A 21,826-nucleotide genomic window follows, 5' to 3' on the forward strand; every position below is an offset into this window, starting at 1 on the left:
CTCACACACGACAACATCGATTCCCGGAGACACCCTCATGAAAATCCGTTCCGTCCGCGCCCGCGTATTCCAGTGGAAAGGCAAGACCGTCCCGCCGCAGGGCAACTTCTGCTCGAACGCGATGGACCTGCTGTACGCGCCGCAGGAAACGATGAGCACGTTCCGCTTCCATTCGTGGACGGTCGTCGAAGTCGAGACCGACGACGGCATCGTCGGCCTCGGCAACGTCGCGCTCGCGCCGCATGTCGCGAAGGTGATCATCGACCAGTACCTCGCGCCGCTCGTGATCGGCCAGGACCCGTGGGACTACGAATACCTGAACCAGCGGATGTATCGCGCGACCCACGCGTGGGGCCGCAAGGGCATCGGCATGGCGGCGATCTCGGCGGTCGACATCGCGATCTGGGACATCCTCGGCAAGAGCGTCGGCAAGCCCGTGTTCAAGCTGCTCGGCGGGCGCACCAAGGAAAAGATCCCCTGCTATTACTCGAAGCTCTACCGCACCGACCTGCGGGAGATGCAGGACGAGGCGCAGCGCTACCTGAAGGAAGGCTTCCGCGCGTTCAAGATGCGCTTCGGCTACGGGCCCGCGCACGGACAGCAAGGCGTGACCGAGAACCTGAAGTCGGTCGCGGCGATCCGCGAGGTGATCGGCTACGACAACGACCTGATGCTCGAGTGCTACATGGGCTGGAACCTCGAGTACGCGAAGCGCATCCTGCCGAAGCTCGAGAAATACCAGCCGCGCTGGCTGGAAGAACCGGTGATCGCCGACGACATCGACGGCTACGCGGAGCTGAACCAGCTGACACGCATCCCGATCTCCGGCGGCGAGCACGAGTTCTCGCTGTACGGCTTCAAGCAGCTGCTCGACCGCAAGGCCGTGTCGGTCGTCCAGTACGACACGAACCGCGTCGGCGGGATCACGATGGCGCACAAGATCAACGCGCTGTGCGAGGCGTACAGCGTGCCGGTGATTCCGCATGCGGGCCAGATGCACAACTATCACCTGACGATGAGCACGCTCGCGTCGCCGATGAGCGAGTACTTCCCGATGTTCGACGTCGAGGTCGGCAACGAGCTGTTCTATTACATCTTCGACGGCGAGCCGGTGGCCGAGAACGGCTTCGTGCAACTGCGCGACGACGTGCCGGGCCTCGGTCTCACGCTGAAGACCGAGTTCCTCGACCAGTTCGACATCGTCGAGTGAGGCCCCTTATGAACGCACGCTACCAGGGCGTCTTTCCGGTCGCGCCGACGATCTTCGATGCGACCGGCGCGCTCGACCTCGACGGCCAGCGCCGCTGCCTCGACTTCATGATCGATGCCGGTTCGCAAGGCATCTGCATCCACGCGAATTATTCGGAGCAGTTCGCGCTCGGCGACGACGAACGCGAACTGATCACGCGCACCACGCTCGAGCACGTCGCGGGCCGCGTGCCGGTGATCGTCACGACGTCGCACTTCAGCGCGCGGATCTGCGCGGAACGCAACCGGCACGCGCAGGCGCTCGGCGCGGCGATGGTGATGGTGATGCCGCCGTACCACGGCGCGACGTTCCGCGTGCCTGAAGCGCAGGTGCGCGCGTTCTTCCGCGAAGCCGCCGACGGCCTCGACATTCCGCTGATGATCCAGGACGCACCCGCGAGCGGCGTCGCGCTGTCCGCGCCGTTCCTCGCATCGCTCGCCCGCGAGATCGACGCGGTGTCGTACTTCAAGATCGAGACGGCCGGCGCCGCGTCGAAGCTGCGCGAGCTGATCGCGCTCGGCGGCAACGCGATCGAGGGGCCGTGGGACGGCGAGGAAGGCATCACGCTGCTCGCCGATCTCGATGCCGGCGCGACCGGCGCGATGACGGGCGGCGGCTATCCGGACGGGATTCGCCGGATCACCGACGCGTATTTCGCCGGTCGCCGCGACGAAGCGGTCGAGCAGTACGCGCGCTGGCTGCCGCTGATCAACTACGAGAACCGCCAGTCGGGCTTCCTGACCGCGAAGGCGCTGATGCGGGAAGGCGGCGTGATCGCGTGCGACCAGCCCCGATCGCCCTGGCCCGAGCTGCATCCACAGGTGCGCGCCGGTTTGCTCGACGCGGCGCGGCGGCTCGATCCGATCGTGCTGCGCTGGGGACGCTAGGCGCCAGGCGCCAGACATCGGTTCAACCGTGCAACGCCGCAGGGCGTTGCGCATCGGCGGCCGGTACGACACCGGCGCGTCACGGCGTGACAGCGGCCCATCAGAAGACCGCCGCCGCCCACCACCCAGACTGGAGACACCATGACCCTGTTGAACCCGGCCACCCCGGCATACGAAGCCGGCGAAGCCATTCCGCGCCGCCGCTGGCTGCGCGTGATTCCGCCGCTGCTGCTCGCCTGCATCATTTCCTACATGGACCGCGTGAACATCGCGTTCGCGATGCCCGGCGGGATGAACGCCGATCTCGGCATGGACGCGACGATGGCCGGCCTCGCCGGCGGCATCTTCTTCTTCGGCTACCTGTTCCTGCAGATTCCCGGCGGCCGGCGCGCGGCGCTCGGCAGCGGCAAGACCTTCATCGCGTGGTCGCTCGTGAGCTGGGCCGTGCTGTCGGTGCTGACCGGGCTCGTCACACATACCTGGCAACTGCTGACACTGCGCTTCCTGCTCGGCGTGGCCGAGGGCGGGATGCTGCCCGTCGTGCTGACGATGGTCAGCCACTGGTTTCCCGATCGCGAACGCGGCCGCGCGAATGCGATGGTCATCATGTTCGTGCCGCTCGCCGGCATGATCACCGCGCCGCTGTCCGGCTTCATCCTCGCCGCGTACGACTGGCATCACCTGTTCTTCAGCGCGGGCGCGCTGTCGCTGCTGTGCCTCGTCGTGTGGCTGATGTTCGCCGACGACGGCCCGGAGACCGCGCGCTGGGTGTCGCCGCGCGAGAAGGCCTACATCCTCGACGCGCTGCGCGAAGAACAGGAACGCAAGCGCGCGGCCGGCACACCGGCTGCCGCATCGTTCGGCGAGCTGCTGCGCAACCCGACGATCTGGCTGCTGATCGCCATCAACTTCTGCTATCAGGTCGGCATCTACGGCTATACGATGTGGTTGCCTACTCTACTGAAAAACCTCACGCACACCGGGATGGGCAAGATCGGCCTGCTCGCGATGCTCCCGTATGTCGCGATGGTGATCGGGATGTTCGCCACGTCGTATTTGTCTGACCGAACCGGCAAGCGCCGCCTGTTCGTGCTGCTGCCGCTCGTCGGCTTCGCCGCGTGCCTGGCGCTGTCGGTGCTCACGCATGCGTCGATGGCCGTGTCGTTCGCGTTCCTGATCGGTTGCGGCTTCTTCCTGCAGGCGGCCGCCGGCGTGTTCTGGGCGATTCCGCCGAAGCTCTGCAGCGTCGAGACGGCCGGCAGCGCGCGCGGCCTGATCAACGCGCTCGGCAATCTCGGCGGCTTCTGCGGCCCGTATGCGGTCGGCGTGCTGACCCAGCACGTGAGCGCCGCGGCCGGCGTGTACAGCCTCGCGATCACGCTCGCGGTGGCCGGCCTGCTCGCGCTGACGCTGCCGAAACGCTGCGAGGACTGACACCGGATACATGAATACGCAGGCTTGCTGACGAATTGACGGAGACACCACCATGAACGACATCCTGTTGCTGGTGCAGAAATGCGCCCACACCTTCAGCTTCTACGACCTCGACACGAAAACCGCGCTCAAGCACGTCGTGCTGCCGAACTTCCCGCACGAGTTCACCGTCGACGTGAACGAGCGTTTTGCGTACGTCGGCATCTTCGGGATCGAGACCGCGTGGTCGCGCGGCCATGAAGGCGATCACCGGATCGCCGAGATCGATCTCGTCGAACGCACGCACACGCGCATGCTCGACCTGTGGCCGTACTACCGGCCGCACGGGATGGCGAGCGACCGCGACGGCCGGCTGTACGCGATGAGCGAGGCGCACGACATGCTGCTCGTGTTCGACGAGCCGACCAAGCAGCCCGTGCCGAACATGGCCGTGCCGTCCGGCGGCGTGAAGACGCACCTCGTCACGCTCACGCGCGATGCGAGCCGGGCGTACGGCGTGCACCTGCTGTCGAATACGGTCACGCAATTCCATCCGCGCGACGCGACGGTCGCCCCGCGCGCGGTGATGCCCGGCCCGCGCCCCGAAGGCAATGCGCTGTCGAGCGACGAGCGCATGCTGTTCGTCGCGAATCGCGGCGACGATACGCTGGTCGAGATCGACACCGACACGATGACCTGCGGCCGCCGCGTGAAGACGCGCAGCGACCCGAACCGCATCTACCGCGCGAGCGCGCCGGACGGCCGCGACCTGCTGCTGCTGACCAATTCGGGCGAGCGGTCGATCTCCGTGTTCGATGCACGGCAGCTCGAGGAAATCGAGCGCATCGCGCTGCCCGCGAACCCGACCGCGCTGTCGTTCCACCCGTCGCGACGCGTCGCGTACGTGTCGTTCCAGGACGACTACGTGCGCGAGCTCGATCTCGATTCGTGGCGGTTCGTCGGCGCACTGGCGACGCTGCGCGAGCCCGACGCGTCGTACGTGCTCGCCGGAGCCCGCTGACATGCGCGACGCATCGCCGCTCGACGGCATGCCGGATGCGCTCGTCGATGCGCATCACCACCTGTGGCGGCTCGATGCAGGCGCGCACTATCCGTGGCTGCAGGAGCACTACGATCCGGCGCGCTTCATGTTCGGCGACTACACGGCGCTGTGCCGCGATTTCGGGGTCGACGAGTTCCGGCACGCGGCACAACACGCACCGCTCGTCGCCAGCGTGCACGTCGAGGCCGAGCGGGCGCGCGACGAGGCACTCGCGGAAACGCGCTGGCTGCATGAAGTCGCGGCGTCGCACGGGTTGCCGTCGGCGGTCGTCGCGTGGGTCGACCTGCTCGCGGGCGATGCGGATGAACGGCTCGCCGAGCAGGCAGCATGGCCGCGTGTGCGCGGCGTGCGTTTCAAGCCGCGCACCGCGGCTTCGCCGGATGCGTCGGTCGACGGGCCGGGCACGCTGCGCGATCCGCGCTGGCCGGCCGCGCTGGAACGCCTCGCCGCGCACGGCCTGAGCTGGGATCTGCGTGTGCCGTTCTGGCATCTCGAGGAAGCGGCTGCGCTGCTGGCCGATACACCGGATGTCGACGTCGTGCTCGAACATGCGGGGCTGCCGTGGGATCGCTCGAATGCAGGGCTCGCGCGATGGCGGCGCGGCATGGTGGCGCTTGCCGCGTCGCCGCGTGTCACCGTGAAGATCTCCGAACTCGGCTTGCGCGACACGGTGTGGAACGAGGCGGACAACGCACGGATCATCCGCGACACGATCGCGATCTTCGGCGCGCAGCGCTGCCTGTTCGCCAGCAACTTTCCGGTGGCTGGGCTGCGTGTGTCGTATCCGGCACTGCTGCGCACGTTCGCTCGTGCGATGACGCACCTTGAAGACGCCCAACGCCGCGCGATCTGGCATGACAACGCGCTGCGGGTGTACCGGATCGACGTCGGCGCGGCTGCCGCAGCCGCTACCGGGCACGCAAACTGACGCTCACGCACCCCAACCCGAAACGGCACGCGACGCCCATCAGCGCGCCGCGTGCCGTCAGTCACAGCAGCGGAACGTATCCCGCTTGCTGCTCCCGCCCGGATCAGAACCCGAACAAACGCGCCGCATTCGTGCGGCCGATCTTGATCCGGTCGTTTTCGCTCAGCAATGCGTGATCGAACCATTCGCTGGCAGTCTGCATGCTCTCGTACGGGTAATCGGCAGAAAACAACACGCGGTCGACGCCGACTTCACTGATCGTGTCGAGCAGCCCCTTCGTGTGAAAGTGGCCGCTCGTCGTGACGTAGAAGTTGTTGCTGAAATACTCGCCGACCGGGCGCTTCGCCTGCCCCAGCCCGGCGCCGTCCCGCTGCATGCGAAGCCGATGCTCAAGGCGCGGCAGCATCAGCGGCAACCCTTCGCCGAGGTGCCCCAGGATGACCGTCAGGTTCGGATAGCGATCGAACAGGCCGCTCAGCATCAGGCGGATCGCATGCGTGGCCGTCTCATGCGCGAACCCCCATGCCGAGCCGACGAGCGACGAATAGCCTTCATAGATCCGCTGCTGGCTCGGCAACGCTTCGCGCGGATGAAGATAGACCGGCACATCGAGCTTGGCCGCACGCTCCCAGAACTCCCAGACCGGCGCCTCGTCGAGATACTGCGCGGTGTCGGCGTCGCCGATGTTCGTATAGCCGTTCACCAGCGCGCCCCGCATGCCGAGCTCCACGACGGCCCGTTCGAGTTCGTCCGCCGCGTCCTTCGGCGACTGCAGCGCAACCGTCGCGAACGCTTGCAGACGCCCGGGATGCACGGAGGTGTAGCGCTCGACGATCTCGTCGTTGGTCCGCTTCGCGAAATCGACGGCCGCCGCGCGGTCGAGAATCGATTGCGCGCCGGGCGACGTCAGCGACAGCACCGCGACGTCGATCCCGCACCGGTCCATCTCCTCGATCCGCCGGTCCGCGTCGAGCAGCCGCGCCTCGACGTCGTCCATATAGGCTTTCCCGTTGCGCGCGGCTTCGCCGGACGCGTCCCACATGCTGTTGTTGAGGGCAGTGGACAGGTGTTCTTCCAGTACGATCTTGGCTTTCACAGCGCGTCTCCGGTCGTCAGCGTGATGTGCTTGTATTCGATGAAGTCGTCGATCGCGGCCGCGCCGTTGAGACGGCCGAGGCCCGATTGCCGATACCCGCCTTCCTCGAATTCGTCGTAGACCTTCGCCCAGTCGTTGATCCAGATCGTGCCGGCCTGAAGCGACCGCGCAACCCGCATCGAACGCTGCACGTCGCGCGTCCAGACCGCTGCGGCGAGGCCATATTCGCTGTCGTTGGCCAGCGCGACGGCTTCCGCCTCGGTATCGAACACCTGCATCGTCATCACGGGCCCGAAGGTTTCCTTCTGGACGATATCGAGCCGTGGGCTGTCGACTTCGAGCAGCGTCGGGCGATAGAACGCGCCGCGCGCCAGTTCGCCATCGGTCACCGGGCCGCCGCGCACGACCACTTTCGCGCCCGCCGCGATCGCCTCTTCGACCGCGCGATCGACACGTTCCACGTTGGGCTTGTCGATGAGCGGCCCCATGTCGCTGAGCGGATCGGCGGCCGGGCCGACCCGCACCGTAGCCAGGCGTTGCGCGAGACGCGTGCGCACCACGTCGGCGATGCCGCGTTGTACCAGCAGGCGCGAGCCGGTCATGCAGAACTGCCCGGCAAACACCGTCAGCGATTTTTCGATGACGGGCAAGGCCGCATCGAGATCGGTGTCGTCGAACACCAGGTGCGGCGTCTTTCCGCCGAGTTCGAGGCCGAAGCGCTTGAGCCGCTGCGCACCGACGGCGGAAATCGCGCGCCCGGTCGCGGTCGAGCCCGTGAAGCTGATGACGGGCACGTCGGGAGAAGCGATCAGGGTCTTCGATCCGTCCGCGCCCGATTCGCTGAACAGATTGATGACGCCGCGCGGCAGCGACGGCGCTTCGGACAGGATCCGCGACACGAACGCATTGGTCTGCGCGGTCTGGCCCGGCATCTTGATGACCGTCGTCGTCCCCGCCGCCAGCGCCGGCGCGAGCGAGCGCACCATCAGCACCACGGGGGAATTCCACGGCACGATGATGCCGGCAACGCCCATCGGCTCGCGCAGCACGAGCGACACGACGTCCGGCCGCGGCGTTCCGCTGCGGCCCGTTTCGGCCCGCGCCAGCGCCGCGTAGTAGCGCAGCTTCGACGGCACCATCGACACTTCGAAATGCGCTTCGGGCTTGATCTTGCCGTTCTCGAGCGCCAGCAGTTCGATCAGCGCGTCGGCATGCCGCTCGAACGCGGCGGCCAGTTCGTCCAGCACGCGGGCGCGCAGCGCGGCATCGTGCTTCCACGGCGTGTCGCGAAACGCACGCAGGGCCGCGTCGATCGCCGCACGCGCTTCGGGCTCGCCGCCGTCGGCATAACGGCCGATCACCGAGCCGGTCGCGGGGTCGACGGAATCGCGATGCGCGGGCGAATCCACCCACTCGCCATCGATCCAGTTCAATACGGGAGCAGCAACATTCATGACGTTCCCCGGTCAGCTGTAGCGGCGGGCGATATGCTCGGCCGTCGCAATGGTGGTGATGTTGGTCGCGACCGAAATCGCATCCGGAAAGATCGACGCGTCGACGACACGCAGGCCGCTCACGCCATGCACCCGCCCTTCGAGATCGACGACGGCATGCGGATCGTTGATCACGCCCATCGGCGCGGTCGAAGTCGGATGGTGGTACGTGTCGAGCGTCGAGCGCGCCGACGCCAGGATCCGTTCGTCCGATTCCGCGCCCGGCCCCGGATTCAGTTCCGAATGAATGAGACCGGACAGCGGCGCGGTGCGGCCGATGCGGCGCGCCAGCTTGATGCCTTCGAGCAGCCGCGCGCGATCCTGCGCTTCGCCGAGGAAATTCAGGTCGATCACGGGCGCGTCTCCTGCCTGCCGGCTCGCGAGTTTCAGAGAGCCGACCGACAACGGCCGCGTGAGCGCGACCGCGAGCACGAAGCCGACCTTGGTCGGGCTCTGGTCGTGCGGGAACAGATGCGTCGCGGTGATGTGCAGGTCGAGATCGCCGTGCTGCGCCGTCGAACTGTTCGTCCACAGGAACGCACCGATCGACGGCGACTGATCGCCGATCCGGTCGGGGCGTGCCGCATACGCGTTGTAGTAGAACGGGTGATCTTTCAGGCGCTGGCCCACCGGCAACGCGGCCACCTCGGGAATCGACAGCGCACGCAGGTCGGCACCCGGCCCGATGCCCGAACGCAGCAGAATGGCCGCGCTACCGTACGCGCCCGCGCTGAGGACCACCTCGTTCGCGTGAATTTCCTCACCGTTGTCGAGCCGCACGCCGATGGCCCGCCCTTGCGCAAACAGCACGCGATCGACCAGCGCGCCGCCGCGAATCGTCAGGTTCGACCGCGCCCGGACCTCATTGGTCAGGTAGGCCATGCCCGTGTTGACGCGCACGCCGTTGACGATATTCATCGGATACGGGCCGACGCCGTTGGCGTCCGCGCCGTCGAAATCCTCGATCGCGCGATAACCGTTCGCGATCGTCGCATCGACGAACGCGCGCTGCATCGGCGTGATGTCCTCGCGCGTCAGTTGACGCACCGGCAGCGGCCCCGCCTGGCCGTGCGACACGCTGTCGTTGTCGCGATGCTCGAGCCGCCGGAACGACGGCAGCATCTCCTCGTACGACCAGCCTGGGAGATTCCAGTTTTTCAGATCCTGCGGCCGCGCGCGAATGGCAACGGCCCCGTTGATCGCCGAACTGCCGCCCAGCACCTTGCCGCGCAGTGCGTTGATCGGGTGATCGATGTAGCCGGCCTGCGTGCGATAGCCCCATTCATGCCGCGCATCGCCGCCGACGATATCGCTGCTCGCGATCACGTGCGGGTAGTCCCACGCGGCATAGTTGTGCCCGGCCTCGAGCAACAGGACGTGGCGGCTGGCCTTCTCGCTCAGGCGGGCCGCCATCACGGCACCGGCGGAACCGCCGCCGACGACCAGCACATCGACGGTTCGCGGGCCGCTTCCGGTCGGGGTTCGGGGCGATGTGTCCGCGGCGCCCGAACTGGACGCGTTCGACGAACTCGACGAACTGGCCGCGATCGCGTCGGCGCCGAGCAGGGAACCGACAGCGAGCGTCGCCGAATGGGCGAGGGTTTGCGCGAGCATGACGCGGCGCGCGGGATGATGCAGCGTGGTGTTCTTCATGGCAGACGCTTTCTCCATTGAATGCGTGTGCCACAGTACGGTCGGGCTCCGCGACCGGATAGCTAGCGGAAGCCGAACCCGCGGTTCGCTTTTTCCGAACGCTCGCGTCTGCCCGTCATGCGCGCCGCCCCCGCCGGCGACGCGACGGCCTGTTCAGGCAGGCGAAGGATGCGGAAGCAGGCCGCGTTCGATCAGCGGCATGTCCCAGCGGGCCGGATGGCCGATCTCCTCCTCCAGGAACCGGACCAGCGCCTGGATCTTGGGCGACGTGCGAACCGTCTTGCGATAGACGACATTGACCTGCCCACCGGACGGCGCATATTCCGGCAGTACCGACACGAGCTCGCCGGACACCAGCGCTTCGGACGCCAGGAAGGTCGGCAGGATCGCGAGCCCCAGCCCGGCGATCGCCCCGGCAAGCAGCTGGAAACCCGAATCGGTCCGCATCCGCACCCTGACGCGAAACGACTGCTTTTCGTATTCGAGCGGCAGGCTCCACATCCCATGCGGTTCGCGATTCAGATAGAGCAAGCCGTCGTGTTGCGGCAGGTCGTCGGGATGCACCGGCATGCCGCGCCGCTCGAGATAGCCCGGGCTCGCACAGATCAGGTGCCGGTTGACGGTGACGGGGCGGGCGACCAGGCTGGAATCGGCGAGCGGGCCGAGCCGGATCGCCGCATCGAAATGTCCGTCCTGGAGATTCGACAGCCGGTCGTCCGCTTCGACGTCGAGGCACAGCGCCGGATACATGTCCGCGAAACGCGAGAGCAGCGGCGCGAGATAGCGCGCGACGAAGGTGACCGGCACGGACAGCTTCAGGTTGCCGCTCAGGCTCGAGCCGGCTTCGTTCACTTCGCCCTCGATGCGCTCGAGTTCCTGCAGAAGCTGCCGCGCCTGCTCGAAGAACCGCTGCCCCGGGTCGGTCAGTTGCAGCGATCGGCCACGCTTGAGCAGCGCGCAGGCGAGGCGTCGTTCGAGCTTCTGGATACGGGTACTGACGATCGACTTGGTGGTGCCGAGGCGGCGGGCGGCTTCGGAGAAGCTCCCTGCCTCGACCACGGCCACGAACGTACTCATGTCGGTAAATTTGTTCATCATCCGTTTCGACTGGGCGCAGGCGCAATGCCGGCGATGGTGCCACGCGCGGGCCGAACCTGCTCGGTCGCGCCGCCGCCGGCCCGCCGCTCGCCCCACCACCACATTTTGTGCATCGCACGACCCGACCTGAGCAAAAAGTATCGGTCAGCGAATTCTTTTGATGTGGTGATCGCATCGCCCCCGTCACACCATTGTTCCTGCCGTCATCGACGGCATTCGAACAAGCAGAATCAAGGAGACACGGGTGAACAAGATGCGAATCGTCGCAGCCGGCGTGCTGCTCGGCGCCTGTCTGCCGGGCGTCGCGGCCGCGCAGGTCTGCAAGGTGCCGACCCTTCGGGTGCTCGCGCAGAAGAGTCTCGGCCTGACGGTGATGGAGAAATCGCTGGCCGACTACGAGAAGAAGAGCGGCACCAAGGTCGAGATCAGCTACTTCGGTGAAAACGACCGCCGCGCGAAATCGCGGCTCGACGCGTCGACCGGCGCAGGCTCTTACCAGATCTACTACGTCGACGAGGCGAACGTCGCCGAATTCGCGTCGGCCAACTGGATCGTGCCGCTCCTCAAGTACTACCCGAAGGAATACGACTACGACGACTTCCTGCCCGGCCGCCGCGCGGTCGCGAGCTACAACGGCGTCGCTTACTTCGCACCGCTGATCGGCGGCGGCGACTTCCTGTTCTACCGCCGCGACCTGCTCGACGCCGCGCACATCCCGGTGCCGAAGACGCTCGACCAGCTCGTCGCCGCGATCAAGAAGCTCAACGCGCCGCCGAAGCTGTACGGCTGGGTCGCGCGCGGCCAGCGCGGCTCGGGGATGAACGTGTGGCGCTGGTCGCCGTTCATGCTCGGCATGGGCGGCGCGTGGACCGACAAGGGCGGCCAGCCCGCGTTCAACTCGCCGGCCGCCGTGAAGGCCACGCAGCTCTACAGCGACCTGTTCAAGTACGCGCCGCCGGGCGCCGCGACCTACGACTGGAGCAACGCGCTCGAAGCATTCCGCTCGGGCAAGGTCGCGTTCATGATCGAATCGACGCCGTTCGCGGACTGGATGGAGGATGCGAGCAAGTCGAGCGTGGCCGGCAAGGTCGGCTACACGCGCCCGCCCGCGCCGCTGCCGTCGGCCGCGTACGGCCACGGCTTCGCGATCTCGGCAGTCGGCGCGAAGGACGACTGCACGCGAATGGCTGCCGGCCGCTTCATCGCGTGGGCGACCAGCAAGGACCAGGAGCAGGCGCGGCTGCGCAACGGCGTGTTCAGCGACTACAACCGCACGAGCACGATCGCGAGCCCGTACTTCAAGCAGCACGTCGCGCCGCAGATCCAGGCCGGGCTAAACGACACCAACCCGGTCACGCAGGTGACGATCTGGCGCACGCCGCAATGGCCCGACATCGGCGACAACCTCGGCATCGCGCTCGAGCAGGTGTTCACCGGCACGCAGACGGATATCCGCGGCACGCTCGACGACGCGGCCCAGTACGCGAAGGACGCGCTCGAACATGGCGCTCGCAAATGACGGTGCCGACGGACGCGCGCTCGGCGTCCGTCCGGCCCCTGCCCCGCCTTCCACGCCGTCCGCCCGGCGCGGCCGCGCGCGCCGCGACCGCACGAGCCTGCCGTGGGTGTTCCTCGCGCCGACGCTCGCGCTGCTCGCGGTCCTGAGCCTCGTCCCGACGGTCGCCGCGATCAACCTCGCGCTGCGCAACCGCGTGCTGCGCTACCCGGACAGCGAATACGTCGGCCTGCGCAACTTCATCCGGCTCGCATCCGACCGGCGTTTCCTGAACGCGATCGAGGTGTCGGTGCTGTGGGAAGTCGTCACGGTGGCCGGTGCGGTGCTCGTCGGGATCGCGCTGGCCGTGTTCCTGTTCGAGCGCGTGCACGGCCGCTGGCGCCGCTTCGCGTCGCTGGTGCTGATCCTGCCGGTGCTGCTGCCGCGCGTGTCGGCCGCGTTTATCTGGAAGTTCATGTACGCGCCGCTCACCGGCATCCTGAGCTGGCTGCTCGGCATGCTCGGGATCGAGAACACCGCGTTCCTCGCCGATCCGCATCTCGCGCTGTACGCGGTCGCGCTCGTCGACGTGTGGCAATGGGGGCTGTTCTTCGCGGTCGTGATCCTGAAGTTGCTGGAGACGCTGCCGCCCGAGCCGCTCGAAGCCGCGCGGCTCGACTACGCGACGACGTGGCAGGTGCATGCGTACATCGCGCTGCCGATGCTGAAGGCGCCGCTCGTGAGCCTCGTGTTCATCAAGATGGTCGAATCGCTGCGCTCGTTCGACCTGATCTACGTGATGACCAAGGGCGGCCCCGGCATCGCGACCGAAACGCTCGACCTGTACGCGTACCAGCAGGGTATCGGCCTCGCCGGCAAGGTGTCCTATGCGTCGAGCATGGCCGTGCTGATGATGATCGCGACCACGCTCGTCTTCACGCTCATCTGGAAGAGGGTCAACAAATGGGACGACTGATGGCCCGCCGCGGCGCCGCCGCGACCGTTTCGACTGCATCGACCATCGTGATCGCCGGCGCGATCCTGCTCGTCGCCGCGTTCCCGCTGTTCTGGGCCGTGCTCAATTCGCTCAAGCACCTGCTCGACATCGTCACGCCGACGCCGCGCTTCATCTTCACGCCGACGCTCGCGAACTACGAGCAGGTGCTGTCGAGCCCCGAGGTGCTGATCGGGCTCGGCAACAGCATCGCGATCGTCGGCGCGGCCGTGCTGATCGGCGCGGTGCTCGGCGTGCCGGCCGCGTATGCGATCGCGCGTTACCCGATACGCGGCAAGCGCGACATTCAGTTCTTCCTGCTGTCGCTGCGCTTCCTTCCGCCGGTCGCGGTCGCGCTACCGCTGATCGCGATCTGGGTCGATCTCGGGCTGTACGACACGAAGCTGTCGATGATCGTCACGTACCTGCTCGTCACGCTGTCGACCATCACGTGGCTGTCGATCCCCGTGTTCCGCCGGCTGCCGCGCGAGATTGAGGAAGCCGCCGCGCTCGACGGCTACGGCCCGTACGCGGTGTTCTGGCACATCGCGCTGCCGGTGTGCGCGAGCACGCTGCTCGGCGGCATCGTGTTCAGCTTCGTGCTGGTCTGGAACGAACTGATGATCGCGCTCGCGCTGACGTCGTCGCGCAGCGCGACGCTGCCGGTGGTCGCATCCGCGTTCACGTCGCTCGGCCAGGAAGTGCCGTGGGGCGTGATCAACGCGTCGACGGTGCTGCTCGCGCTGCCGCCGCTCGTGTTCGTCGGCATGCTGAGCCGCCTGCTCAATTCGATGGTCAAGGGAAAATAAGGAGGATGTGTTGAAAGCGCTCGTACTCGAACGCACGCGCGAGCTCGCGCTGCGCGACATCGACTTGCCGCAAGAAGTCGGCCCCGGCGACGTCCGGATCAAGGTCCACACCGTCGGCGTGTGCGGCAGCGACGTGCATTACTACGTTCACGGCGGGATCGGCCCGTTCCGCGTCGACGCGCCGATGGTGCTCGGCCACGAGGCGTCCGGTACCGTCGTCGAGACCGGCGCCGGCGTCACGCACCTGCGGGTCGGCGACCGCGTGTGCATGGAGCCCGGCGTGCCGCGCTTCGATTCGCCCGCGACGCTGCGCGGGCTCTACAACCTCGATCCCGATGTGCGCTTCTGGGCGACACCTCCCATACACGGCTGCCTGACGCCGTACGTCGTGCATCCGGCCGCGTTCACGTACCGGTTGCCCGACACCGTGTCGTTCGCCGAAGGCGCGATCGTCGAGCCGCTGTCGATCGGCCTGCAGGCCGCGAAAAAAGCGGCGATGAAGCCGGGCGACCTCGCGGTCGTGATCGGCGCCGGCACGATCGGCGCGATGACGGCGCTTGCCGCGCTCGCCGGCGGCGCCGCGCGCGTGATCCTCGCCGACGTCGTACCCGACAAGCTCGCGCTGTTCGCCGACAACCCGGCCGTCACGACCGTCGACGTGCGCACGCAGCCGCTCGCCGACGTGGTGGCCGAAGCAACGGACGGCTGGGGCGCGGACGTCGTGTTCGAGGCCAGCGGCAGCGCGAATGCGTATGCGGGCCTCGTCGACCTGATGTGCCCGGGCGGCTGCGCGGTGCTGATCGGGATGCCGGTCGCCCCGGTGCCGCTCGACGTGGTCGCGCTGCAGGCGAAGGAAGGCCGCATCGAATCGGTGTTCCGCTACGCGAACATCTTTCCGCGCGCGCTCGCGCTGATCGCGTCCGGCGCGATCGACGTGAAGCCGTTCATCTCGCGCACGTTCCCGTTTTCCGAAGGCGTGCGCGCATTCGAGGAAGCGGCGAGCGGCCACCCGCGCGACGTCAAGATTCAGATCGAAATGGATTGAGCCATGGCCCAGATCACCTGCAAGGCTTTGTCGAAGCACTACGACGGCGGCCCCGCCGTGCTGCACCCGCTCGACCTCGAGATCGCCGACGGCGAATTCATCGTCCTGCTCGGCCCGTCCGGCTGCGGCAAGTCGACGATGCTGCGGATGATCGCGGGCCTCGAGGCGATCACCGGCGGCGAGCTCGTGATCGGCGATGCGGTCGTCAACGATCTGCCGTCGCGCGAGCGCAATGTCGCGATGGTGTTCCAGAACTACGCGCTGTATCCGCACATGACGGTGTACGACAACATCGCGTTCGGCCTGCGGCGCCTGAAGGTGCCGGCCGACGAGATCGACCGCCGCGTGCGCGACGTCGCGCGCATCCTGAGCCTCGACGCACTGCTCGACCGCCGCCCGCGCGCGATGTCGGGCGGCCAGCAACAGCGCGCGGCGATCGCGCGCGCGATGATCAAGACGCCCGCCGTGTTCCTGTTCGACGAGCCGTTGTCGAACCTCGACGCGAAGCTGCGCACGCAGTTGCGCGGCGACATCAAGCGGCTACACCGGCAACTGAAGACGACCACGCTGTACGTCACGCACGACCAGCTGGAAGCGATGACACTGGCCGACCGCGTCGTGCTGATGCGCGGCGGCCACATCGAGCAGATCGGCACGCCGGCCGAGCTGTACGGGCAGCCGCACACGCTCTTCGCCGCCGGCTTCGTCGGCACCCCGGCGATGAACTTCGCGGACGGCACGATCGAGCGCCTCGGCGCGAACGTGCTGCTCGACTGCAACGGCGCGCGCTGGCCGCTCGCGTCGCCGCGCTTCGCCCGGCTGCATGACGGCCAGCAGGTGAAGGCCGCGATCCGCCCGAACCACTTGCGGCTCGTCACCGAACCGGATCCGACCCCGGGCACGCTCGCGCTGACCGGCACCGTGGAACTCGTCGAGCTGCTCGGCGCCGAGGCGCTCGTCACGCTGGACTGGCGCGGCCAGCCGTGCGCGGCCCTCGTGCCGGCCCCGATGGCCCCCGCACCGGGGGCCGTGGTAGCGTTCCGCTTCGACGAAGAAGCCCTGCATCTGTTCGACGCCGGCACCGAGCGCAACGTCACGCTGCCGGACGCGAACCCGATCGCGCACGCGGCGCCGCCGGCGGCCGCGACGCGCACCACGCCGCCCGCCGCGACGGGCTGGTCGATGTCCCGTTCGTAGCACGCCGGCACGCCCCCGACGGAGCACACGATGAACCCGGATCTCGAGATCGTTCCCACCCACCGCGACGAATCGTTCCGCGCGTGGATCCACGACTATCCGCATTCGGTCGCGAAGTGGCACTTCCATCCCGAGTACGAGATCCATCTGATCCAGTCGTCGCACGGCAAGATGTTCGTCGGCGATCACATCGGCGATTTCGGCCCCGGCAACCTGATCGTCACCGGGCCGAACCTGCCGCACAACTGGGTCAGCGAACTCGCCGACGGCGAGCGCGTGCCGTCGCGCGACGTCGTGCTGCAGTTCTCGCGCGACGCGATCGAGAAGATGGTCGGCGCGTTCAGCGAACTGCAGCCGGTGATCGACCTGATCGACGACGCGGCGCGCGGCGTGCAGTTTCCCGACCGCGTCGGCCGCGACGTCGCGCCGCTGATGCTCGAACTCGCGAACGCGCACGGCTGCCGGCGCGTCGAGATCCTGATGTCGCTGTTCGACCGGTTGTCGTCGTGCCGCGAGCGGCGCGTGCTCGCCGGCCCCGGCTACCGCAGCGATGCGCAGCACTACATGTCGTCGACCATCAACCAGGTGCTGTCGTACCTGCAGCAGAACCTGCCCGGCATGCTGCGCGAGACCGACGTGGCCGCGTTCGCCGGGATGAGCGTCAGCACCTTCACGCGTTTTTTCCGCCGCCATACCGGCTCGTCGTTCGTGCGCTACCTGAACCGGCTGCGCATCAACGAGGCCTGCGAGCTGCTGATGTTTTCCGACCTGACGGTGACCGACATCTGCTACCGGGTTGGCTTCAACAACCTGTCGAATTTCAACCGTCAGTTTCTCGCGATGAAGCAGGTGCCGCCGTCGAGGTTCCGCGCGCTGCACCGGCTCAACGAACCGCACGGCCGCGACGACGCGCCGCCCCTTCGGCGTGCGCCGCCACGCGCCCCAGACAGGATGCTTCACACGTGACTTTTCTCGGCATCGATCTCGGCACGTCCGAGGTCAAGGTACTCCTCACCGATTCCCGTTCGGTCCCGCTCGCGACCGGCTCGGCCGCGCTGTCGATCAGCCGGCCCCATCCGCACTGGTCGGAACAGAGCCCGCAGGCGTGGTGGCACGCGATGCTCGATGCGATCGCGGCGGTGCGCGCCGCGCATCCGGCCGGCTTCGCCGCACTGCGCGGCATCGCGTTATCGGGGCAGATGCACGGCGCGACGCTGATCGATCGCGCGGACCAGGTGCTGCGCCCCGCGATTCTGTGGAACGACACGCGCGCCGGCACCGAATGCGTCGAACTCGAGGCACTGGTGCCGGAATCGCGCGCGATCACCGGCAACATGGCGATGCCCGGCTTCACCGCGCCGAAGCTGCTGTGGCTCGCGAAATACGAGCCCGCCGTGTTCCGCGCGGTGCACAAGGTGCTGCTGCCGAAGGATTACCTGATCTGGCGCCTGTCCGGCGAATTCGTGTCCGAGATGTCCGACGCGTCGGGCACGCTGTGGCTCGACTGCGCGCGCCGCGACTGGTCCGACCGCATGCTCGCCGCGACCGAGCTGTCGCGCGCGCAGATGCCGCGCCTCGTCGAAGGCAACGCGCCCGCCGCGCAGCTGCGCGACACGCTGCGGCGCGAATGGGGCATCGCGGGGCCCGTGACGATCGCCGGCGGCGCCGGCGACAATGCGGCCTCCGCGATCGGCATGGGCGTCACGGGTGCGGGCAGCGGCTTCCTGTCGCTCGGCACGTCCGGCGTGCTGTTCGCCGGCAACGACCGCTTCGCGCCGAACCCGGATGCGGCCGTGCATGCGTTCTGCCACTGCGTCGAAGGGCGCTGGCACCAGATGAGCGTGATCCTGTCCGCCGCCGCGAGCCTCGACTGGCTCGCCCGCGCGCACGGCACGACCGCCGGCGAGCTGGCCGCGCGCGCCGAACGCGCGGAGCCGGCTCGCGCGCCGCTGTTCCTGCCGTATCTCGGTGGCGAACGTACGCCGCACAACGACACGCATGCGCGCGGCGTGTTTTTCGGGCTGTCCAACGAGCACGCCGCTGACGATCTCGCGTATGCGGTGATGGAAGGCGTCGCGTTCGCCATGGCCGGCGGCTACGACGCGCTGCGTGCGGCCGGCACGACGCTCGATGCGGTGTCGTTCATCGGCGGCGGGTCGAAGAGTGCGTTCTGGGCGCGGCTGTGTGCGAATGCGACCGGGCTCGAGATGCAGCGTCATGCGGACGGTGCGGTGGGCGCCGCGCTGGGTGCCGCGCGGCTTGCACGCCTCGCCGCGACGGATGACACGCTTGGGGAAGTCTGCGTCGCGCCGCCCGTCACGGAGATGGTCGCGCCTGATGCTGCCACCGTAGATCTGCTGGCGGGGCGACTCGCACGGTATCGGCGGCTGTATCGGGCGTTGCGGGAGGAGTTCGCGGCCGCCGACTGAGCGATGGCGCATGGTTCGCCGCCATCGATCCCGCCTCGCACTCGGCCAGAACCTGCGGAAACCCGCTTGACCCGGCCCTTGGGATCGCCTTTATGCTGGTCGCAACGAATCGACGACCTGAGGGTGAGCCATGAGCGATGTCACACGCGGCCTGAGCGCATCGGAAGCCGCGATGCGGCTCGGCGTATCGGTCAAGGCGCTGCGGCTGTACGAGCGGCAGGGACTGGTCGCGCCCGGGCGAACGGCAGCCGGATACCGGGCCTACGGTCCGGACGATCTGGCACGTGCGACCGAAATCGCGGCGCTTCGCGCGCTCGGCTTGAGCCTGGCCCAGGTCACGAGCGTGCTGGAGGGTGACGCCCGCAGCCTGAGCGACGCATTGGCCACGCATGAAGCGGCGCTCGAACGCGGCATTCAGGATCTGGTCGGCAAGGTCGACAGGGTTCGCTCGATCCGCGCCGATCTCGCGCGCGGCCGCCTGCCCGGCGACGGCGAATTGACGCGCCTGCTCGCTCCGGCAACCGCGGGCGTGGCGTTCAGCCTCCCCTGGCCGTGGGACGGCGAATGGTTCGAGTTTCGCGATATCCGTCCGTTGAACTACATCATCGGTTCGCTCGGCAGCGGCAAGACCCGTCTCGCGCATCGGCTCGCCGACGCATTGCCCGACGCCGTGTTCATCGGGCTGGACCGGCTGGAGAACGACGGTGCGGCTACCTTCGCTGCATTGCAGGCCGATCCAGCGCTGAAGGCGCGCGTCGAACGCACGTCGGGCTGGCTCGCAGGCGAAGGCGCCACGTCATCTCCCGCGCTGACCGTGCTGCTCGCCGGCCTCGAGGCGGACAGCACCGGCGCTTTGGTCGTGGACATGATCGAACAGGATCTCGACCAGCCGACGCAGGAGGCGCTGATTGCGTGCCTTCGCCAGCGTGCCAGAGGCGACGGCATGCGACCGCTGTTCATGCTGACCCGGTCGTCGGCGATGCTGGACCTGTCGGCCGTCGGCCCCGACGAAGCGATCATCCTATGTCCCGCGAACCATAGCCCGCCGGCCCGCGTCGCACCGTATCCCGGCGCACCCGGCTACGAAGCCGTGGCCACCTGTCTTGCGTCGCCTGCCACTCGCGCGCGAATCGCACGGCGGCCGAAGGCGGGGTAGCGGCATCGCCACGGGTTGGTGTTACGGTCGACGATGGTCGATGTGTGCAGCTCGGGCTGCCGGTGCCGTAGGGCGCCAGAGTATCGGCAACGGTGTGCGCAGAAAATCGGCGACTTGCGCTCAGTCGCGCCACCGGTGCCGGGGCAGGGTGTCAGAGTTTGTGCAATTGGTCTACTGCGGCGCCAACATGGTGGCATTTCGTTATGCCTAATTGACTGCAGCCGACCCACAAGGGACGTTGGCGTTTCTCTGAAGCAGCCCTTCACGCATGGACAACAGCAAAGCTATCACAGCAGCGAAGACGCGCCGACCGCGCTTGAGGTCGCCGGGCTACTGGTAGCCCGCGTGGCATTTGGTGGTGGTTCTGGGCGGCATTTGCGTCCAAGTTGCTCATCAATCAATGAATCGAAGAGCCCACAACTGCTCATCGGAGTCGTACCAGTCGATGCCTCTGAGCGCCGTCAACAGGTCTGCGGGAATGTTGGGATCAGCGCTCATCGGGGGAGCCGGCGGATCCTCGGTGGAATCATCGGGGAACTGGCGGATTGGCATTCCACGCGAATAGAAGTCGCGCCATCGTCGTTCTGCGATCGCCGCTGCAAACTCTTGGCGATGGTCGTATCGCCACGGAGCGAGCCGTACACTTCCAGTGGACGTTGTCCAGACGAGAAAGACGTGAATCGTTGTTGGACTGTACCGATCGAGCTCGACCATTTCTTTAACCGTGGGCTCGATGGTAATAGAAATGCCAAGGCGCGTGGCCTGAGCGAAGACATGCCTTCGACCGTCAAGCGAGCCCAGATATTCAGTCAGCGACTCTCGGAAATCTACCTGAAGCTGAGAAAACAGACGAACGCCTACCTCGTTTTCCTCAGCGTGGCCTTTCGAAAAAATGACAAGCGGACGATACGCATGAGGATGCGTTGGAAATTGTTCGCCCTCAATCTCGAGTAGTTCCGCGTTGGCTATGGCGGTTTCGCGGAGCCACGTCCAAAAGTAGCGTTTTAGCGGGTCGCTCATTGCGCGCTTGAGAAAGTTATCTCCATCACGTGAAAGGGGAAAGAAGCGGCACGAGACGCCAAACTGATAGGCGACCTCTTTGCCATGATTAACGTAATCGAAATAGTGAACCTCAACCTCGAACGTTTCGCCTACGCGACGGATTACTAGCTTGCGACAGATTTCCGGGCGGAAAGCGAGCAGCTTTACAAAGGGATTGCCGAATCCGGTCGGGGGCGAGTCGATCATCACCATCGTTCCGTTGCCAACGAAAGCCATGCAGGATGTGTGCTTTTCGAGCTTCGGCGCTGGCCCGTCTTCGTAAAGCCAATTTCCTGACAACCAGGCCGTGAGATTGTTCTCTGTGACTGGCCCCTTGAGCTCATCCACTGTTGTTCCGAGTTCCCGCGCGAGTTGATGCGCAGTGGATAACGAGGTTCTCTCCCCTCTGAGTATCCGTTGCAACGTTTTGGTATTCATCCCAGACAACAATTTCTTTCGCGGAATGCCCAATTCGGCGATCCGGAACTTGACTTTGTCGCCGTTGAGGCCTATCGCCTCTCTTGTCATCTATGGTTCCCCCTACGCGTGCGACGCGGTTTTGCATCGCACGCTTTTGCCAGGACGTCTTTCCGGTTAATGATCCGTGAGAGTCGAATTCTTGATGGCGGCCCGCTCTGCGCGGGCCGCGAATTCCCTCGGAGTCACTGTACCGGTTCTTTTTGCAGTAGCGCTTTGAATCTTTGACGCGCGGTCCTGCGTCATCGGTTTCGATACTGCTGCCTTGCTTCCCTTCGATCTATTTCCCGACATGGCATGCTC

General features: G+C 66.9%; 18 protein-coding genes. 13 read left to right on the plus strand and 5 right to left on the minus strand.

From position 1 onward, the window contains the following. Positions 1–37: 37 nt before the first annotated feature. The 5 genes from BCEP18194_RS37980 to BCEP18194_RS38000 all read left to right on the plus strand — a co-directional run bounded on the left by BCEP18194_RS37980 (position 38) and on the right by BCEP18194_RS38000 (position 5,540). Positions 38–1,210 (plus strand): L-rhamnonate dehydratase, encoded by a 1,173-nt coding sequence (locus BCEP18194_RS37980; RefSeq protein ID WP_011356645.1) that lies wholly within the window; start codon positions 38–40, stop codon positions 1,208–1,210. Positions 1,211–1,218: 8 nt separating this feature from the next. Next, positions 1,219–2,136, plus strand: coding sequence for a dihydrodipicolinate synthase family protein (locus tag BCEP18194_RS37985; RefSeq protein ID WP_011356646.1), 918 nt, complete (start codon positions 1,219–1,221; stop codon positions 2,134–2,136). Positions 2,137–2,277: 141 nt separating this feature from the next. After that, complete coding sequence (locus tag BCEP18194_RS37990) at positions 2,278–3,570, plus strand: MFS transporter (RefSeq protein ID WP_011356647.1); 1,293 nt, start codon at positions 2,278–2,280, stop codon at positions 3,568–3,570. 52 nt (positions 3,571–3,622) lie between these two features. Then, positions 3,623–4,570 (plus strand): hypothetical protein, encoded by a 948-nt coding sequence (locus BCEP18194_RS37995; protein WP_011356648.1) that lies wholly within the window; start codon positions 3,623–3,625, stop codon positions 4,568–4,570. Between the two features lies 1 nt (position 4,571). Further along, on the plus strand, positions 4,572–5,540 hold the full coding sequence (locus tag BCEP18194_RS38000; RefSeq protein ID WP_011356649.1) for an amidohydrolase family protein: 969 nt from the start codon (positions 4,572–4,574) through the stop codon (positions 5,538–5,540). Positions 5,541–5,643: 103 nt separating this feature from the next. Here BCEP18194_RS38000 and BCEP18194_RS38005 read toward each other — a convergent pair whose 3' ends face one another. The 4 genes from BCEP18194_RS38005 to BCEP18194_RS38020 all read right to left on the minus strand — a co-directional run bounded on the left by BCEP18194_RS38005 (position 5,644) and on the right by BCEP18194_RS38020 (position 10,877). Then, complete coding sequence (locus BCEP18194_RS38005; protein ID WP_011356650.1) at positions 5,644–6,636, minus strand: amidohydrolase family protein; 993 nt, start codon at positions 6,634–6,636, stop codon at positions 5,644–5,646. Then, positions 6,633–8,090 carry an aldehyde dehydrogenase family protein gene (locus BCEP18194_RS38010; protein ID WP_011356651.1) on the minus strand — a complete coding sequence of 486 codons (1,458 nt, stop codon included), beginning with the start codon at positions 8,088–8,090 and terminating at the stop codon, positions 6,633–6,635. The genes BCEP18194_RS38005 and BCEP18194_RS38010 overlap by 4 nt, the downstream gene beginning before the upstream one ends. Before the next feature lie 12 nt (positions 8,091–8,102). Beyond that, on the minus strand, positions 8,103–9,782 hold the full coding sequence (locus tag BCEP18194_RS38015; protein ID WP_011356652.1) for a GMC family oxidoreductase: 1,680 nt from the start codon (positions 9,780–9,782) through the stop codon (positions 8,103–8,105). Between the two features lie 153 nt (positions 9,783–9,935). Further along, the gene (locus BCEP18194_RS38020) at positions 9,936–10,877 is read right to left on the minus strand and encodes a LysR family transcriptional regulator (protein WP_041493702.1); all 942 of its coding nucleotides are present in this window, start codon (positions 10,875–10,877) and stop codon (positions 9,936–9,938) included. Between the two features lie 256 nt (positions 10,878–11,133). Between BCEP18194_RS38020 and BCEP18194_RS38025 the strand changes: the two genes are divergently transcribed. From BCEP18194_RS38025 to BCEP18194_RS38060, 8 genes are all read left to right on the plus strand, one after another. Then, complete coding sequence (locus BCEP18194_RS38025) at positions 11,134–12,399, plus strand: ABC transporter substrate-binding protein (protein WP_011356654.1); 1,266 nt, start codon at positions 11,134–11,136, stop codon at positions 12,397–12,399. Continuing rightward, positions 12,383–13,351: a carbohydrate ABC transporter permease gene (locus tag BCEP18194_RS38030; protein ID WP_011356655.1), complete on the plus strand. Its 969-nt coding sequence runs from the start codon at positions 12,383–12,385 to the stop codon at positions 13,349–13,351. The genes BCEP18194_RS38025 and BCEP18194_RS38030 overlap by 17 nt, the downstream gene beginning before the upstream one ends. Continuing rightward, the gene (locus tag BCEP18194_RS38035) at positions 13,339–14,178 is read left to right on the plus strand and encodes a carbohydrate ABC transporter permease (RefSeq protein WP_011356656.1); all 840 of its coding nucleotides are present in this window, start codon (positions 13,339–13,341) and stop codon (positions 14,176–14,178) included. The genes BCEP18194_RS38030 and BCEP18194_RS38035 overlap by 13 nt, the downstream gene beginning before the upstream one ends. A gap of 10 nt (positions 14,179–14,188) precedes the next feature. Next, complete coding sequence (locus tag BCEP18194_RS38040; protein WP_011356657.1) at positions 14,189–15,223, plus strand: NAD(P)-dependent alcohol dehydrogenase; 1,035 nt, start codon at positions 14,189–14,191, stop codon at positions 15,221–15,223. A 3-nt stretch (positions 15,224–15,226) separates the two neighbouring features. Continuing rightward, positions 15,227–16,420 carry an ABC transporter ATP-binding protein gene (locus BCEP18194_RS38045; protein ID WP_011356658.1) on the plus strand — a complete coding sequence of 398 codons (1,194 nt, stop codon included), beginning with the start codon at positions 15,227–15,229 and terminating at the stop codon, positions 16,418–16,420. 30 nt (positions 16,421–16,450) lie between these two features. After that, positions 16,451–17,386 carry an AraC family transcriptional regulator gene (locus tag BCEP18194_RS38050; RefSeq protein ID WP_011356659.1) on the plus strand — a complete coding sequence of 312 codons (936 nt, stop codon included), beginning with the start codon at positions 16,451–16,453 and terminating at the stop codon, positions 17,384–17,386. Continuing rightward, positions 17,383–18,849: a xylulokinase gene (gene xylB / locus BCEP18194_RS38055; RefSeq protein ID WP_011356660.1), complete on the plus strand. Its 1,467-nt coding sequence runs from the start codon at positions 17,383–17,385 to the stop codon at positions 18,847–18,849. The genes BCEP18194_RS38050 and xylB overlap by 4 nt, the downstream gene beginning before the upstream one ends. A gap of 130 nt (positions 18,850–18,979) precedes the next feature. Then, complete coding sequence (locus tag BCEP18194_RS38060) at positions 18,980–20,005, plus strand: MerR family transcriptional regulator (RefSeq protein WP_011356661.1); 1,026 nt, start codon at positions 18,980–18,982, stop codon at positions 20,003–20,005. A gap of 393 nt (positions 20,006–20,398) precedes the next feature. Here the strand turns inward: BCEP18194_RS38060 and BCEP18194_RS38065 are convergent, their stop codons facing one another. Next, on the minus strand, positions 20,399–21,574 hold the full coding sequence (locus BCEP18194_RS38065) for a helix-turn-helix domain-containing protein (RefSeq protein ID WP_011356662.1): 1,176 nt from the start codon (positions 21,572–21,574) through the stop codon (positions 20,399–20,401). Positions 21,575–21,826 lie beyond the last annotated feature (252 nt).

The organism is Burkholderia lata (assembly GCF_000012945.1).
GTDB lineage: Bacteria > Pseudomonadota > Gammaproteobacteria > Burkholderiales > Burkholderiaceae > Burkholderia > Burkholderia lata.

Coding starts and splice junctions, on each gene's coding strand:
- BCEP18194_RS38010 (WP_011356651.1), bottom strand. CDS start 8,090: ATGAATGTTGCTGCTCCCGTATTGAACTGGATCGATGGCGAGTGGGTG.
- BCEP18194_RS38045 (WP_011356658.1), top strand. CDS start 15,227: ATGGCCCAGATCACCTGCAAGGCTTTGTCGAAGCACTACGACGGCGGC.
- BCEP18194_RS38035 (WP_011356656.1), top strand. CDS start 13,339: ATGGGACGACTGATGGCCCGCCGCGGCGCCGCCGCGACCGTTTCGACT.
- BCEP18194_RS38060 (WP_011356661.1), top strand. CDS start 18,980: ATGAGCGATGTCACACGCGGCCTGAGCGCATCGGAAGCCGCGATGCGG.
- BCEP18194_RS37995 (WP_011356648.1), top strand. CDS start 3,623: ATGAACGACATCCTGTTGCTGGTGCAGAAATGCGCCCACACCTTCAGC.
- BCEP18194_RS38030 (WP_011356655.1), top strand. CDS start 12,383: ATGGCGCTCGCAAATGACGGTGCCGACGGACGCGCGCTCGGCGTCCGT.
- BCEP18194_RS38025 (WP_011356654.1), top strand. CDS start 11,134: ATGCGAATCGTCGCAGCCGGCGTGCTGCTCGGCGCCTGTCTGCCGGGC.
- BCEP18194_RS38050 (WP_011356659.1), top strand. CDS start 16,451: ATGAACCCGGATCTCGAGATCGTTCCCACCCACCGCGACGAATCGTTC.
- BCEP18194_RS37990 (WP_011356647.1), top strand. CDS start 2,278: ATGACCCTGTTGAACCCGGCCACCCCGGCATACGAAGCCGGCGAAGCC.
- BCEP18194_RS37985 (WP_011356646.1), top strand. CDS start 1,219: ATGAACGCACGCTACCAGGGCGTCTTTCCGGTCGCGCCGACGATCTTC.
- BCEP18194_RS38065 (WP_011356662.1), bottom strand. CDS start 21,574: ATGACAAGAGAGGCGATAGGCCTCAACGGCGACAAAGTCAAGTTCCGG.
- BCEP18194_RS38020 (WP_041493702.1), bottom strand. CDS start 10,877: ATGAACAAATTTACCGACATGAGTACGTTCGTGGCCGTGGTCGAGGCA.
- BCEP18194_RS38000 (WP_011356649.1), top strand. CDS start 4,572: ATGCGCGACGCATCGCCGCTCGACGGCATGCCGGATGCGCTCGTCGAT.
- BCEP18194_RS37980 (WP_011356645.1), top strand. CDS start 38: ATGAAAATCCGTTCCGTCCGCGCCCGCGTATTCCAGTGGAAAGGCAAG.
- BCEP18194_RS38015 (WP_011356652.1), bottom strand. CDS start 9,782: ATGAAGAACACCACGCTGCATCATCCCGCGCGCCGCGTCATGCTCGCG.